We start from the raw sequence: 15,389 nt of genomic DNA, 5'->3' as shown, positions 1-15,389 counted from the left end.
ATGACTTGCTATTCCACAATGCTAGTTGGCAGGATTAATTGTGGTTCTGGGGGCTCAGGTGCATTGTCCATGTCAATTACATAGTCACCAAAGCGCTTAATGTGACTGGTCATGTAAGGACTCAAAGTAGCCACGGCTTCACTTTCGATTCCGTATCCGTCTCTGGTCAACCCCCGTAACATGGCTGTTAAGTCCACTACATTCTGAAGAATAACTGCGTTTGCAACAAGATCATTGTACTTAATCACCTTTTCTTGCTCTTCCGGATGATTATCAGCAATAATGCTTTCACCGCCGAAAAGGACATGACGGAACTACGGGGGTATTTCAGAAGATCGCCAGGGGAAATCATCGAGATCAAACAGGAACCGGAGTATCGCTATGTAGCCTACAAGTACAAAGGATATAGGCAGGAAATGAAGTTCCTGAATGAGTGGATCAAGGTCGAATGCAGCGAAATCTTGAAGGAGTATCTCAATCGAGAAAATTAAGGTTCAACCGCTGTAGGCAGCCCACGAAAATTAGGAACAAAATATTTTATGTAATAGGGTTACTGACCTTGTAGTAAGAACAAATTGATAAATGAAAGACAGTATTTTCTTTATTGGAGGGTCAGTAACCCTTTGTATTATTTAGTACAGCGTTTCCTTACAGTTATTAGCACTCATGGCGATGGCGGCGGTGGTGACGACGGTGGTGGCGGCGATGATGACGGCGGCGCGGGCAACAGAATCGGAAGCAACGACGGTGTCTTCTTCTGAAACACATACCGATCACCTCCTTTCATAGAACAAAAGGAAGTTTGATTTAGGGTAGGGGAAGAAATGAAAAAGGATGGAGTAAAAGCGGGGAAGTAGATGGAAGTAAAACTCTTTCTAATATTATATGTTTTTGGTTAACGATTGGTGCTGGGTGTCAGCATTCTGTCACACCCAAAGGGAAATCATCATATGATGAACTAGATCATTAGTATACAGGGGAAAGAGACCGTATACGATGATGCGACGTATCTTTAATGGAGCCCCATGATAGCCAGCTCATCAGCCGTCCATAAGGATGGCTTTTTTTCTGTGAAAATAAATCAGCACACCTCTTTTTTAAATCCTTCGCAGAAGCCGCTTTAACCTGAAAAAGGCAATAAAAAGCCACCACGATGTTAATTCGTGTTTTTGTGAATATTCACTTCTCCTTGTCTTGATAGTTCCAAGTCTGGAAATTCACTCGAAAAATAATACCATTTTTCTGTCCGTGATCATCGCATTTACCATTCGATGTCGACATAGGGTTGTCCGCTGAGTGAATTTATACAGTTTTTGTTCCAGGGTCGAACCACTATAAAAGAGCGCGTAGTTCTTCTCTGACTTGGTGTTAACAAGTATGGTCTGGAAATTCAACATGGAAACATTTTCATGTCTGGGTTGTGGCTATTCGTTTGTCATGACAGTTTTTGTTTGAAATAAACAAAAGAACCACCCAGAGAGCAGACGTTATTCGTGGGATGGAAACGCGGTCTAGGAAGATATCGGTCCAAAAATCAATGGATATAGGATAAAAGCACTTTCCCTTTGGATTTGATTACATACGATTCCACATCGGTAAGAATCGTTCGATAGGTCTGAATCGTTTTTGGACTCATTTCCTCCTGTCGAGATGGGATAAGAACGCATCGTAGAGTTTAGCGCAACTTTTCGTTTCAAGAAAAAGAAGCGAAATTTGCTTCCATCTCCTTGACATTTTATCATAGGATGATCAAAAAATGAATCAAAATTTCGAATAAAGGGATGAAGCGTCAGAACCAAATCACCCCGAAACCATAAGGCTACCCAAGCGATTGGGCAGCCTCCTTTTTATGGGGTTCTCCAGTCATCGGCGGCTTCCCTCTATCTCTTCAACAGTTCGATCAAAATCTGGGCTAGTCCAATCATCACCATCACTTGCTCCTGGGTGATATACTTGTTCACCATGGTATCGCCCCCTTCGTTTTGTCCGTACATTATACATTACCGGCGGGAGGAGCATTTCGCACAGCCGGAGACGAAAAAAATCGATTTTCCTTTCCTTGTGGAAGGAACATTCCCCTCCTATCAATGGATTCTCGCTCCAATGTGGGGGAGAGGTTTTTTGTAGCTGCCCAAGTATTTCGGGCATCTTATTTCATTAGCTCAACAACAATGGAGATGATGGCCAAGATACGCTTAACTGTTCCCAAGTCACCGGTTGTCGCATCAAATCAATCCTTTGGATAGAAAAAAGGACGCCCGCAATTGGACGTCCTCTCATTACTATTACACGACGCTAACAGGGGTGTGCGCGCATAAAATCGCGAAAAAATCCGTTCACTATTTATGCACAGTGAATAAATGAAAAAGGACATAATGAGCAAAAAAATTCCCTCATTTTATATATGGGGACCGAATGAGCCAAAAGTGACATAACGAACAAAAATCATGAAAAAAATTTTCCCACTCATATACAATAAGCACAAAAGTGCTCTAAAAGTGACATATGGATCAAAAAGTGACGCAGAATTAATGTGGCCAGATTTGGATTTACCTCGGATTAACCCCTTATAGTTCAACAATTAGAGAAGACCTGCTCGAAAATCTCAGTAATCTAATGAATTTGGGCAGTCCCTATATAGCCGGATCTGACATACCAGACACGCCCTAGTTGGATAGCAGTTTCACAATTTTATTTTAATTCATATCTTAATTTGTACCCTTATTGTAAAAGGAGGTTATGAGGTGAAAACAGTAGGTCCTGTTTGTAAAAGATTTGCAGCCATACTTGGCGGAACTCCTCAAATTGTCAATGGTGTTTGTACCGTAACCCGGATTATCCCCCATCATGTTACCATTGAAGGTCGTCGGTCTAAATCGCCTTTGACATTGGCAGCTTTATTTTCCTTTGAATCGATCGATAAAAATGGGCGAGCTTTAAATCTTGGGGAAACTCATATTTTACAAAAAGACGTCAACCGTTTTATCTCCGCATTACGAAAACGAAATATTCTAGTAACGGCTTTGCATAATCATTGGCTGTTTGACAAACCTCGGATGATGTTTATCCATTGGCAATCTGTAGAAAATCCCATAACTTTTGCGCAAAAAACAGCTGAAGCACTTAAATACGCGTTGGAAAAAGGTGGAACATGGGATCGCTAGCTCAAGCATGTCCAAACCTACTGTCATGCCGTTTCTGATGTGGATTGGCTTGTTTTCGTCGACAGCACCATTGTCCGAGCTCATCAGCAGCCGCAGGCGCGCCAAAAAAAGGGGGATCCTCGCTTCCAAAATGAGGCACTCGGACGAAGCCGTGAAGATCTGACGACAAAAATTCACCTCGCTTGTGACGGGAAAGGTTGTCCGCTTGCTTTTACCCTCACTCCGGGTCAGCAACATGATTGCACCCAATTGCAAGCTTTGCTCGACTCGATCTGTGTTCCCAGTTTCGGAAAAGGAAGGCCTCGTAAGAGGCCGGATCATCTCATTGCGGACCGTGGTTACAGCTATCCGTCCTGTCGACTTCTTCTGCTTAAACGGGGCATTCCTCATCAATCCCGGAACGTAGGGATCAGGCTGAACGCCGGTCCAAAAAAGTCGAAACGTGATTGAAGGCTGTATTACTCGTCTGAAACAATGGCGCGGCTTCGCCACTCGTTATGAAAAACGGGTAGCTTACTTTTTTTTCTGCCATCGGCTTGATTTCCCTGATAATTTGGCTCAATTAGTGATTCACCAGACACGCCCTAGTCGTTTTTTTCATTTTTTGGGCATATGGCGGCAAATGCCTTACATAATCATATGATTAGTTACTAACAAGAATGGGGTGGGACTATGTCCTATACGGATAATTATGAAAGAGACATCTATGGGATAATAGCTTTTTGGGTACAAAACAATTTTGATCACGGTCGATTTTTTGATAGAGAAATAAGCCATTATGAAGTGGAACTAGCCCGTACGAACCAGTATATGATTCAGCATTTGGGAACGATATTGGAAAAAGCAAAATCAAAAAAAGCGGATGTCGGAACTTTGATTAATGAAGCTCAACATGCGACACATGAATTTCACAGTTTACTCACCTATACGCTGGATAAAGCTTTACGGTGTGAAGTCATTATTTCAACTCCACAATCACTTCTCGATCATATGATACGGGAAGCAGAAGAGACTGTGTCAGTCTTTAAATTACTACAGACTGGTAAGCGAGTTTCACCAGCCGACGCAACCATACATGAAAATTACTTTTGGTTGAGGCAAATGGCGGATCATCTTAGCTTTATAAGCCATTATTTAGATACATCAAATTATGAACTTCATGATCGGGTTAGACAAATGACAAAAAAATTTGAAAACCTATTTCTCCAAGCAAATGCACTCAGAACAATGATACGCCGTCCACGTAATGAGGTGTTACCGGTTTTACACAACTTCAACCAAATGGTTATTAAAGAAGCTAAAGATCTCGAAGCATTTAAATTGGAATTAGACGATCTAATCAAACGATGTGCTGCTGTTACAACTTCACCGCCAGATTTATTAGAACATATTGCCAGGGAAGCGCATCACTTATGGAGAAACTTAGAGGATCAGGTTATATTATAGCGCCCCTCTCTTAAATCTTCTTTTCTACCAATGTGAACATCTACCCATACAATTTTTACTCGATAATGGTTGCTTTAATCCAATTGCATGTCAATTAAGGCGAGAAGGTTATTACATAGACCCAGACGATCTGAGTGCACTCAGCCCTTATCTAACAGAACATATCAAGCGATTTGGTGATTACGTAATCGATTTACAAGAACCGCCTCAGCGCCTTTGATGGAAAGCTGGAATTAAAGCTAAAAACCACTTGAAGGCTCCTAGACCCCTGTTTTTATACATGAAAAAGAGCTTCCCTTCTCGGGTAGCTCTTTGTGTATTTCAGGGTAATGGCTTGGAACCGGCACAATTATTTATTCATCATTTAAGGGGTTACCCGTGTCGGCTAATAACTTGTGGTTTACATCCGTTCTTCACTAATAAGCTCAACGGCTTTTCTTAGCTCTCTTTCCGATGGTGTCGTATAGCGCCGGGTCGTTTCGATGGATTCATGACCGGCGAGCGCAGCCACATTTTGAATATCCACGCCTTGATCAATTAAGCTTTTGCAGAAGGTATGGCGCAAGCAATGGGCAGATACTTCTTTGTCATCCAAGACAAGGAAGTATTTTTTTAATTGGTCATGGATCCCCTGGCGTGTAATCGGCGCGCCTTTGCGGGTAACAAAGAGGCGGTCGGTTACGAGCTGGCCGCGCTGCTCGATCCATTCCTTATAAGCGGTAATCAAATCGGGATTCATGGAGACCATGCGACATTTACCACCTTTTCCGGCAGTGACCAATATCTTTCGTCCACCGTCATCAAATCCAAATCTTTCACTTCGCTGATCCGCAGGCTCGCTCTTAACAAGATCATGATCGTCGCTTTATCGCTTGCGTTTCCATTCGTTTTTGACGCTTTCGACAGAATGAAGAATTTTGGCCACTTCTCTTCGTTCTAACCAGCGCGGAGCCTCGTTGACCTGAGAGGAGCGCTTGGTTTTCACCTTTTTCGTGATATCAACCGGAGCCAGACCCGTATCAATGAGAAAGGACCAATAAACTTTCAGGGAGGAAATTCGCTTATTGATGGTGGCCGGTTTCAATTTTTCGTTGGTTTGCATGTGTTGCTTCCAATCTTGGACATCCAAGATCGTAATGTCTTTTGGGATGAAATCGACACGATTGGTTTCCATATACCATTTCTCGAAGAGTCGACGGGTCGGAGATAGGAAACCCTTTCCTTCTTGTTTGAGCCAGGTTTCAAATTGGTCTAAGTAGTTGATCATGATCACCTCATCGGTTATGTATTCTGTAAAAGTTAATTTTGCCTTCATTACATCGTATTCTGTAAAGTAAATTCAATGGGTTCGGATAAATTTTGTTGACAGAATACATATTCTGTAAAGTTTTTTATTCCCGAATTCGCTCCTCCTGATGGGGTAGGGGTAGAAGGAGCATCCGTCGATTTTGGCCACCATTTACCCAATAAAACGCCATCTAAGACTCAAGTGTTCAATGATAAATGCTCCAAAACAATGAGGCGATCGCTTCCGATATTAGCTGGAGAGCAATCGCCTCATAAATTCTAGGCTATAATTATATGATTAGTTACGTGTGTTGAGAATCCAAGTTACGCCGAATCTGTCTGTTACTACTCCATGTGCTGGGCTCCAGGGAGTTTCTTGCATCGGCGAAACTATTTGACCACCATCTTGCAATTTCCAAAATACTTCTTTTGCTTTTTCTGCATCATTCAACGGCATGTATAGGGTCACCTGAGATGATTTGATTTTATTTGGTGGTAATTCATCTGAAAGCATAAAATCCGTATTACCCACTTTTAAATGTGCATGTTGTACACGTTCATTCGCATCATCAAGAACAACTGTAACAATTTCTGCATCCAATGCGTTTTCATAAAAATTAACAGCTTCTTGTCCATTTCCATCCAAGACTAAATAAAAGTTAAATCCTAAATTCATAAAATTCACCTCAATCTATAAAGCTCGCACCATGCGAACATCTTCGCTAATAGTTCCTCAAGATGTGTAGATTTTGCGACCTTAATGGTTACGTGATTGATCCCCATATCAAGTTGGGGGTGATTTGATGAGCGCCTGCACAGTTATGCTAACACTTTTTCGAGCTGGTCAAGCATTCTCTGCCAACCATGAATCGCTCCGTTTTTCGCTTGTTCATTTTTGAATCCAGTTTGTTCAAGATGCAGATGGGTAGTACCGTCCGGAGCTTTTTTCAAAGTCCATGTAACCGTTGTATTTTCCGAACCGCTTACCCAAGTGTAAGATAACTTCTGAGGCTCGTCCACTTCGAGTACTTCGCAATCTATAATTCCATTCCACCATTCTGTTGGCTCGGTCCGAAACTGAAATTTATGCCCAACGACCGGTTTAAAATCATTATCCATCCCTATCCATTTCGCGAGAGTATCCGAATCTGTTAAGGCAAACCACACCTGCTCGATTGAACTTTTAAAATGAAAATCTAGTGAAACATCTGGTTTCATTTTTGTTCCTCCTGAATCCTCTTGTAGTAAATCCTTTAAAAGCACAATTCTTTCTTTCCAGAATTTCTCGTAAAAAGATACCCAATCCTGAATTTCTCTCAACGGAGCGGCATTCAACCGATACCGCGTTTCCCTACCAACTCTTCGGTCGGTTACAAGACCGGCGTCTTTAAGGATAGCCAAATGTTTGGAAACCGCTGTACGCCCCATTTGAAAATGAATCGTTAATTCATGAAGAGGCAATTCTTCCGCATCTGCTAACAGACGAAGCAGTTTACGCCGAGTTGGATCAGCAACGGCGGCAAAAACGTCCCGCATTTGACCTTTTTTCGTTCAAATCACCTCCCCCTTATAATCATTTCCTAAAATGACACCGATTAATTAGACACCATTTGGTGTCATATTCATTATAGGACACCGATTAGTGTCATGTCAAATCCTATTTATTGGTAAGATCACACCAAAACTGCCTACCTTCACCCCTATAAGGGGTAGAGGGAGCATAGAGCAATTTGCCGCCATTTCGGAAATAGGTGGAAATCAGGCTGAAAAAAGTACCGAAAATGATTATGGGGTTGGAGCTACTGGCTTTGGTCCATCAAAATATAAGCGTTTGAGCTGTCAAAACTGACGAAGAAGTTCCGACTCCCGTATTTCTGAATCGAGCCATGTTTCGACTCGCTCCTCCTATCGATGGATTCTCGCTCCAATGTGAGGGAGAGGTTTTTTCTTTCACCATCAAAGCAAAAGAAGAGGTAGTTTCATTCGGTCACGGATATAATCGACAATCTGAGCAGGCACTTCTTCGAGTTTAGGAAAATAGCCCAACCGTTGCGAAGTCTTCAATAAAATCATTGCGCTTAGCAAGGATTTAGGGCCCCGTGTTAATTCGTATACAAACCGAACTTCTTCGCCCGAAGGTTTGTATACCCGTTCCAACTCTTTTCGGTGTATGAACGCTTGTGCCGGGGAGATGCAGTACGCTCAATAGATGCCAAGGTCAATCCCCCCTCATGCTGTAGTCAAGTTTATTTGTTCACTACATCTACCCCTAGCTTGATGATAGGGTGGAGGTTCATTCCGATTGTGTGTCAATGCGGCGATGCACGCTTCACGTATCTCCCACACTTTTCTCCAGTCCTTGATGGGCACGCCTGAGGATGTCACCCAGTGTTTCAAATAATCTTGATGAAACCGTATCTTTTCCTCCCCAATTCCTTCGGGTGTAATCTCTTTTTCCGCCAGGAATGAAAGGTGATCCCATCCGTTTGACCAGTCAGACGCGTGAAATCCAAATACCGCAAAGCCGTATCTCTTTAACACCTCGCCAACATCGGGTGTGTTGGCCTTATTCATCAAATAAATGCCGACCATCAACCGGACGGGAATGTTGTTTTCCTCCGCCAACATGGCCAACAGCGCGTGCTTCGTACTACATGTCCCTTTCCCCTCGCGCAAGACTGATCGCGCATCCACCCGGTCTGCATTCCGCCCGTACGGCAACGTCTGCAAATAACAGGAGGCTTCCTGGAACGTCTGTACACCCAAAAACTGAAACGCCTGGGACACTTCTCCCACAGGTTGCAAACAAAAATCCAAACGTTGTTCAGAGCTTTTCATTCCCTCACCCTCTCGAATCAGATTCATCTGATTTGATAGTACTTTTTTCGATAATCATTCTAAAAAGTCCCTTTAATAAAAAACTATTCTTATGTTTCGCTTGCAAAAGCTCAAGGTAAACATTTAGGGAGACCCAAGTTCAATTTACAGACGCTGTCCCTTGAGCAACGCCAGTTATTAGCCTCTCACTATTCGAGATGGAAAAACAAATAGATTACAGCCGTTGAATTCATGCGGTTACTCGGGCTGAAAAAGAACTCATTTTATAAGGTAGTCAAAGAGTACTAGAGCAAGTGATATCTATAAATAATTGGCCAATATGAAATAAAGCCGTTCCTTTACCAGGAATCGGCTTTTTCTAACTTTCCCCATTTGTAACTATATATTTTACACGTATCTCGGACTTCCCCCGGTATACAACATATTTCTCCTCCTCGATTAATACATTAATCCCTCCTCCAAGGTAAGGGTCAAGCGCTTTATAAAAATTGTTTGCGGAAATCGGGAATAAAAAACCCCCTCCCGTTTGCAATGAGAGGGGGTGAGACATTTTCATCCTTGCTTGATCGCTTGCTCTCTTAATACCCGCTTTAACACTTTTCCTACGTTGTTTTTTGGAAGTGAATCGATAAATACCACTTCCGATACTTTATAATTGGCCAATTTTTGGTGGCAGTGATATAACACGTCTGCTTCCGTCAAATTGGAGCCAGGTTTTTTGACGATATATGCCCGTGGAATTTCTCCCCAAACTGCATGAGGAATCCCGATCAGAGCCACTTCCAGAACATCGTCCAGCTCTTTGATCACACCTTCGACCTGGGCAGGATAAATATTGGTTCCTCCGCAGATGATCATATCCTTGTATCGATCCAAAACGTATAAGAAGCCATCTTCATCAACTTTTCCCGCATCTCCGGTACAGAACCATCCATCCCTCAGTGCTTTTCTCGTAGCTTCCGGGTTATTCCAGTATCCCATGAAAAGCTGCGGCCCTCTGATCAAAATTTCTCCTACTTCACCAGTGGGCACTTCTTGACCGGTTTCGGGATTTATAATCTTGAGTTCACCTCCCAAAATGGTCTTCCCGGATGAGATGCATTTTTCCATGCCCATATGGGGATGCCAGACGGAAAACAGGCCTGTACATTCCGTGCACCCGTAGACTTGTGTGATCTCATATCCGTAAAGATCGTATTGTTCAATCAGTTTTCTCGGAACCGGCGATCCCCCCACGATAAAGTTTCGCAGGGAAGTAATCTCTTTCTGGCTCCTCATCAGTTCAGGCAGCATATAGATGAACATCGTCGGAACGGCGAACATGGTGGCGATTCTCTCCGCCTCGATTAATTCCCATATTTTTGAAGGGTCGAAATCTTCCATAAAGACAATAGTCATCCCTTGATAAATCGCGCCCAATGTAATGATGATTCCGCTAACATGAAACAGCGGGGCAGCTGCGAGATAGCGGTCGCGAAAACGCCATTCCAATGCATTTGCAGTGGCAATCACACTGAAAATCCAGCTTTTGTGGCTGGTGACCACGCCCTTTGGATTGCCGGTAGTGCCGGAAGTATAAATAATGGTTGCCGGATCATCTTCGTGGAGCACAACATCAGGTTCGTCAACAGGACGGTTATGTAATAGGGTTTCGAGAGAAAGAAGGCCATCTATGCCGGATTCTGCTCGGATCTCCGTAAACTGGAGATCTGGTTTTTTGGCTTCGGAAAGCAAGAAAGAGAATTCCTTGTCATAAAAGACGACTGCAGGTTTACTATCCCTTAAGATGTATTCCAGCTCATTGGGATTCAGTCGCCAATTCAACGGAACGGCAATTGCCCCCAATTTCATCGTAGCAAGAACAATAACCGGAAACAAATAATTGTTCTTACACAGGATAGCGATGCGATCTCCCTTTTTCACCTTTAATTCCAACAAATAATGGGCCATTTGATTGACTCTGTGATTGTACTCCTGGTAAGTATATCGTTTCCCGCGATCCACCAGCGCTTCTAATCCCGGAGTAAAATGAACCCGATAATTCATGATGTCTGTAATTGTACGCATAAAATCCTCCTTTTGGACAACGCTTTCTCCACTGCAGAGCTTTTGATATTGTATATGATTTTAGAAAGAAACCCTTACCGATTATATTCCGGTTAATTGAAGTCCACGAGATCGCAATCACCAGAGCCAAGATAAACTATCCTTTTTCATTTTAGATTTTTTTATTTATATGGTCAATTTTATTGAAGAAAAAAAGGATTGACCTTTACGCAAACGGAAAGGTGTACAGTAATAGCACAGGGGGTGAACACATGGAATACACGGTACAGAAACTGGCCTGTCTGGCAGGAATCAGTGCCAGAACGCTTCGGTATTATGATGAGATCGGAATTCTGAAGCCGGCCAGATACAACTCCTCAGGTTACAGGATCTACGGTCATGCGGAAGTTGACCGCTTGCAGCAAATCCTATTCTACAAAGAGTTGGGAGTCCGTCTTGAGGTAATCAAAGAGATCGTCACTTCCCCTGACTATGACGGACTGGAAGCATTGCGGGCACACCGACGGCAACTGCTTGACAAAAGAAAGCGATTGGATATGCTGATTGTCAATGTGGAAAAAACCATTGCCTCCATGGAAGGGAGAATCATCATGACTGATCAGGAGAAATTTGAAGGTTTGAAACAGCAGATGATTGACGAGAACGAAGCCAAATATGGTGAAGAAATTCGTGCCAAATACGGCGATGAAGCCGTGGATCGCTCCAATGAAAAACTGAAAAACATGACCAGAGAAGAATTTGAAGCGATGACCCGGCTGGAAGAGGAAATTCAGTCGACGCTGGCCAAGGCATTTGCCACTGGTGATCCGGCTGGCGAACTTGCACAAAAAACGGCGGCGCTGCATAAACGTTGGCTGACGTTCCACTGGAGCGATTACAGCAGGGAAGCACACGCCGGCCTTGCCCAAATGTATGTGGATGATGAGCGCTTCAAGGCATACTATGAAAAGCAGCCTGGCATGACCGAATTTTTAAGAGACGCGATTCTCATCTTTACCGGGATGAGGAAATGATGGTACAGAGTGCACAAAAAAGTTCCTGGCGGAAATCCAGGAGCTTTTTCTTTTAAACGCAAAGGCGTGCTATTTGGTTCCCGGAGCCGGTTGATCCACTCCCCTGACCCGGTGCCGATGTCCGGCATCCTCCGATGTATAAAAATCATAATAATGAACATGCATACCATTTCCCACCGGGATGGCCGGTCCGGAATAAGCCTTGTAATAATGCGTGTGACCACTTTCAAAGACAACATAACCTTCCGTATAGTGAATGTGGCTCCCGTCCTTTGTCGGAATTGGCGGGGAGGAAACATCCAAACATTGATGAACATGACCGGCATCAACGGACGTATAATCAACCGAACCGTGGTTGTGATTGGGAACAAAACCGCTGACAAAATCGCTTTTTCCCACTCTGTCCATTCGACTCACCCCTGTTCCTCAGACCTTTCTTTTTTTGATTGATATGCCGGATTATCTACCTTTATGAGATGCCGGCCACGGCTGCAAAGCAAAATAAAAAATCCTACATCACCAAAGGACGTAGGATGCAAATCAATTTCGGATTTTGCGGACGCGGTTGATCATCGTGCCACCAGCTTGTTCGTATTGCCATATTCCCCGATTCTCTTGTTTGGCTTTCTCTTCGATTCGTTTAAATTCATCCAAAACCTTGATCTCTTCTTTGATGCCCCGCGCTTTTTTGGGGAAGACACACTTGGCCAAACCTTTTCGCAAAAGCAATTTTTGCAAATGCTGGTCATCGACATAAACATGCGCCAGCAGACGTCCGTATTGGTCGCGGTTAAGCTTTCCTTGTTCGATATAGACCTGTTTCGCCTTCTTCAACTGGCTGACAATATACCTTTTAGCTTCCAACGCTTTGAAATGCTCCAGCAGATTGACAGCGTTCAACTCCGGGGTATCGACATACAAGAAGCGCACCCGTTCCACTCTTCCGTCTATTTTTACCTTGATTGTGTCTCCATCAACAACCCGAATCACTCTCACCGGTTTTCTGCCCTTTATAAGTGGCACACCATTCATCTCCTCTGTGTTTATGGTTGTCCACTTCCCTTATTTTTTTATTATAGCATAATTTTTTTCCTATTTATAAAATTGGAATCGAAGTGTGTTTAGTTTTTTCGGGTGAATCGGGCTGTTCTTCTTTTCTCGCATCTTCCGTATTTACACGCTTTCCGGGTGGTACAGTTCGTAAACGGCGGCGGGAAGCTGTCTTTTTGTTCTTATTCGTTAAATGGCCAAGGGGGAAGCATCTTGCGCAAAGGCTTGTCCACACGATACCCGAGCGCATATTCTCCTTGCATCAGGGTGTGAATCTCCCGTGTTCCTTCATAAATGACAGGAGCTTTTGCATTGCGCAAGTAGCGCTCCACCGGATATTCATTGGAATAACCGTATGCCCCGTGGATTTGCACGGCATCGTTGGCCGCTTCAAAGGCAGCATCACAAGCAATCCACTTGGCCAATGAGGTTTCCCGCGTGTTGCGCTTCCCCTGATTTTTTAACCAGCCGGCCCGGTAGACGAGCAAGCGGGATATTTCCAGATTGGCGGACATTTTGGCAATCATTTGCTGGACCAATTGGTGTTTGCCGATTTCCTTGCCAAAGGTTTTCCGTTCATGGCAATACTTGATGCTCGCCTCCAAACAGGCGTTAATCAGGCCGCATGCTCCGGCAGCCACCGTGAAACGGCCATTGTCCAAAGCTGACATGGCGATTTTAAACCCTTCTCCCTCTTCGCCCAGCCGATTTTCCACCGGCACCCGAACCTCCTCCAAAAACACTTCGCCGGTATTGCCGGCCCGAATCCCCAATTTCCCTTTGATCGCGCGGGTCGTCACGCCGGGGAACGTTCGTTCAACGATAAAGCAGCTGATTCCCCGATGTTTCTTGTCGGGATCGGTTTTGGCGAAGATCAGAAAATGATCGGCGATATCACAAAGCGAAATCCATGTCTTCTGTCCGTTCAGGATATATTCGTCTCCCGCCCGCTTTGCCGTGGTCACCATGGCGGCAACATCCGATCCGGCATTGGGTTCTGTTAGACCGAAAGCGCCAATCTTCTCCCCTCGCGCTTGCGGCACCAAATACTTTTGTTTTTGCAACTCGGTTCCCCATTGGAGAATCGTCATGCTGTTCAGTCCCGTGTGAACCGATACGGCGGTGCGGAAAGCGGTGTCCCCCCGTTCCAGCTCATCACAAACAATCGCCAATGTGTTATAATCCATGCCCGCTCCGCCGTACTTTTCGGGAATGCAAACCCCCATTAATGACAATTCGGCCAATCGCTCGATTACAGAGGTTTCAAAATGCCCTTTGGCATCCCATTCCCGAATAAAGGGGTTGATTTCCCTGTCAACAAATGAGCGTACTAACTTCCGGACGGCTTCCTGCTCTTCTGTAAGGGCAAAATTCAGCATTGAGATCCCCTCTTCCTTTCTGTTGAAATCGGGTTTGTCCCTGTCATTCATCCTTTAGCTGCCTTAAAATCGTTGTCACCCCGGAAACAAGCTTTTCCATCAATTCGCCGGCGGTTACAGAAGAACAAAGGCGCGTTGCCTGCCCGGCCCATAAAGACATCCATTCGGGGTTGTTTTGCCGTGCCGCTTCCTGTCGCAAATCCCGTGTCAAACCGTTGAGAACCGGATAATCGGGAATGTCCTGTTCATCCAGCTTCTCCATTACTTCCACCATCGTATTCCTGATCCCGCGAGCGGCTTTTCCCGTCAAAGACCGGGTTACCACTGTGCTTTCTTCGGTGCTGTTTAAAATCATCTTCTTATGCTGAACGTGGGCCCCGCTTTCCACACAGGGCAAAAATGCGGTACCCAGCTGCACTCCGGCCGCCCCCAAAGCCAAACTGGCAACAATGCCCCGGCTATCAGCAATTCCCCCGGCCGCGATGACGGGAATGTCAACCTGATCAACGATTTGCGGCACCAATGCCATGGTTCCGATCAGCGCCTGCCGGTACGAACCGGCAAAGGTTCCCCGGTGACCGCCGGCCTCACTTCCCTGGGCCACAATGGCATCCACTCCGCTTTCCCGTAATTGCACCGCTTCCCGAACCGTGGTCGCTGTTCCGATGAGAATGATTCCTTTCTCTTTCATCATCCTGATCAGTTTCTTGGAAAGGAGACCAAAAGTGAAACTGAATACCGGCACTTCCTCTTCCAAAACGATGTTCACTTGTTCCTCGAACGATTCCGCAAACGTCTTCACTTTCGGTTCCGGCTCCATCCCCCGTTGTTCCCGGTAGGGAGCTAGATATTGATTCACGCGGGAAATTTGCTCCGGGTTCACTTCGACCGGCCCGGGTATGAACAAGTTGACCGCAAAAGGTCGGTTGGTTCGATTTCTAATATCCCGAATTGCTTCTCGTATCTGCTTTGGTGTTAGATATCCTGCTCCGAGAGAGCCCAACCCGCCCGCGTTGGAAACAGCGGCCACCAACTCGGGAGTTGTCGGTCCGCCTGCCATCGGCGCCTGAATAATCGGATAGTCAATCTTCAGCATTTTACTCAGTTCTGTATCCGCCCACATACCATCTTCCTCCGCTCCATTA

At 44.7% G+C, this 15,389-nt stretch carries 17 protein-coding genes and 2 pseudogenes; 6 read left to right on the top strand and 13 right to left on the bottom strand.

What is annotated here, in order from left to right; genetic code table 11:
- Positions 1-8 precede the first annotated feature (8 nt).
- Positions 9-281, bottom strand: a complete 273-nt coding sequence (locus tag I8U17_RS18885) for a Tn3 family transposase (protein WP_370589272.1) — start codon at positions 279-281, stop codon at positions 9-11.
- 24 nt (positions 282-305) lie between these two features.
- Here I8U17_RS18885 and I8U17_RS15605 point away from each other — a divergent pair, with 24 nt between their 5' ends.
- The 5 genes and pseudogenes from I8U17_RS15605 to I8U17_RS19000 all read left to right on the top strand — a co-directional run.
- Positions 306-491, top strand: a complete 186-nt coding sequence (locus I8U17_RS15605) for a YhjD family protein (protein ID WP_198059766.1) — start codon at positions 306-308, stop codon at positions 489-491.
- Positions 492-2,744: 2,253 nt separating this feature from the next.
- Complete coding sequence (locus I8U17_RS15600) at positions 2,745-3,164, top strand: DUF1259 domain-containing protein (RefSeq protein WP_370589269.1); 420 nt, start codon at positions 2,745-2,747, stop codon at positions 3,162-3,164.
- Between the two features lie 39 nt (positions 3,165-3,203).
- Entirely contained in the window at positions 3,204-3,614 is a 411-nt protein-coding gene (locus I8U17_RS18880; RefSeq protein ID WP_198056227.1) for a transposase, read from the top strand.
- 222 nt (positions 3,615-3,836) lie between these two features.
- The gene (locus I8U17_RS15590) at positions 3,837-4,610 is read left to right on the top strand and encodes a DUF2935 domain-containing protein (protein ID WP_198056228.1); all 774 of its coding nucleotides are present in this window, start codon (positions 3,837-3,839) and stop codon (positions 4,608-4,610) included.
- Positions 4,611-4,692: 82 nt separating this feature from the next.
- Positions 4,693-4,830: pseudogene (locus I8U17_RS19000) on the top strand (Tn3 family transposase); the annotation flags it as partial.
- A gap of 180 nt (positions 4,831-5,010) precedes the next feature.
- Here I8U17_RS19000 and I8U17_RS15580 read toward each other — a convergent pair.
- From I8U17_RS15580 to I8U17_RS15550, 8 genes and pseudogenes are all read right to left on the bottom strand, one after another.
- The gene (locus I8U17_RS15580) at positions 5,011-5,391 is read right to left on the bottom strand and encodes a tyrosine-type recombinase/integrase (RefSeq protein ID WP_198059765.1); all 381 of its coding nucleotides are present in this window, start codon (positions 5,389-5,391) and stop codon (positions 5,011-5,013) included.
- A gap of 84 nt (positions 5,392-5,475) precedes the next feature.
- Positions 5,476-5,877 (bottom strand): site-specific integrase, encoded by a 402-nt coding sequence (locus I8U17_RS15575; protein ID WP_198059764.1) that lies wholly within the window; start codon positions 5,875-5,877, stop codon positions 5,476-5,478.
- A gap of 318 nt (positions 5,878-6,195) precedes the next feature.
- Positions 6,196-6,573 (bottom strand): VOC family protein, encoded by a 378-nt coding sequence (locus I8U17_RS15570; protein WP_198059763.1) that lies wholly within the window; start codon positions 6,571-6,573, stop codon positions 6,196-6,198.
- 143 nt (positions 6,574-6,716) lie between these two features.
- Positions 6,717-7,115: an SRPBCC family protein gene (locus I8U17_RS18450; protein ID WP_232331141.1), complete on the bottom strand. Its 399-nt coding sequence runs from the start codon at positions 7,113-7,115 to the stop codon at positions 6,717-6,719.
- Positions 7,116-7,217: 102 nt separating this feature from the next.
- Positions 7,218-7,433: pseudogene (locus I8U17_RS18445) on the bottom strand (ArsR/SmtB family transcription factor); the annotation flags it as partial.
- A 420-nt stretch (positions 7,434-7,853) separates the two neighbouring features.
- Positions 7,854-8,069, bottom strand: a complete 216-nt coding sequence (locus I8U17_RS18870; protein ID WP_370589271.1) for a DUF4158 domain-containing protein — start codon at positions 8,067-8,069, stop codon at positions 7,854-7,856.
- Between the two features lie 57 nt (positions 8,070-8,126).
- A complete protein-coding gene (locus I8U17_RS15555; protein WP_198056234.1) occupies positions 8,127-8,735 on the bottom strand; it encodes a transglutaminase domain-containing protein in 609 nt (202 codons plus the stop codon).
- Between the two features lie 552 nt (positions 8,736-9,287).
- The gene (locus I8U17_RS15550; protein ID WP_198056235.1) at positions 9,288-10,802 is read right to left on the bottom strand and encodes a class I adenylate-forming enzyme family protein; all 1,515 of its coding nucleotides are present in this window, start codon (positions 10,800-10,802) and stop codon (positions 9,288-9,290) included.
- 251 nt (positions 10,803-11,053) lie between these two features.
- On the opposite strand from I8U17_RS15550, the gene I8U17_RS15545 reads away from it, so the two are divergent.
- Positions 11,054-11,815 carry a MerR family transcriptional regulator gene (locus I8U17_RS15545; RefSeq protein WP_198056236.1) on the top strand — a complete coding sequence of 254 codons (762 nt, stop codon included), beginning with the start codon at positions 11,054-11,056 and terminating at the stop codon, positions 11,813-11,815.
- 69 nt (positions 11,816-11,884) lie between these two features.
- Here I8U17_RS15545 and I8U17_RS15540 read toward each other — a convergent pair whose 3' ends face one another.
- The 4 genes from I8U17_RS15540 to I8U17_RS15525 all read right to left on the bottom strand — a co-directional run bounded on the left by I8U17_RS15540 (position 11,885) and on the right by I8U17_RS15525 (position 15,367).
- Positions 11,885-12,223 (bottom strand): YmaF family protein, encoded by a 339-nt coding sequence (locus I8U17_RS15540; protein ID WP_198059762.1) that lies wholly within the window; start codon positions 12,221-12,223, stop codon positions 11,885-11,887.
- Between the two features lie 132 nt (positions 12,224-12,355).
- The gene (locus I8U17_RS15535; RefSeq protein ID WP_198056238.1) at positions 12,356-12,838 is read right to left on the bottom strand and encodes a thermonuclease family protein; all 483 of its coding nucleotides are present in this window, start codon (positions 12,836-12,838) and stop codon (positions 12,356-12,358) included.
- Positions 12,839-13,047: 209 nt separating this feature from the next.
- Positions 13,048-14,244, bottom strand: coding sequence for an acyl-CoA dehydrogenase family protein (locus I8U17_RS15530; RefSeq protein ID WP_370589268.1), 1,197 nt, complete (start codon positions 14,242-14,244; stop codon positions 13,048-13,050).
- Between the two features lie 43 nt (positions 14,245-14,287).
- Positions 14,288-15,367: an NAD(P)H-dependent flavin oxidoreductase gene (locus I8U17_RS15525; RefSeq protein ID WP_198056239.1), complete on the bottom strand. Its 1,080-nt coding sequence runs from the start codon at positions 15,365-15,367 to the stop codon at positions 14,288-14,290.
- Between the last annotated feature and the right edge of the window lie 22 nt (positions 15,368-15,389).

Source organism: Thermoactinomyces sp. CICC 10521 (assembly GCF_016055135.1).
Taxonomy (GTDB): Bacteria; Bacillota; Bacilli; order Thermoactinomycetales; family Thermoactinomycetaceae; genus Thermoactinomyces_A; species Thermoactinomyces_A daqus.
Note: the sequence above shows the minus strand (reverse complement) of the source record. Positions and strands in the feature narration are given on the sequence as shown.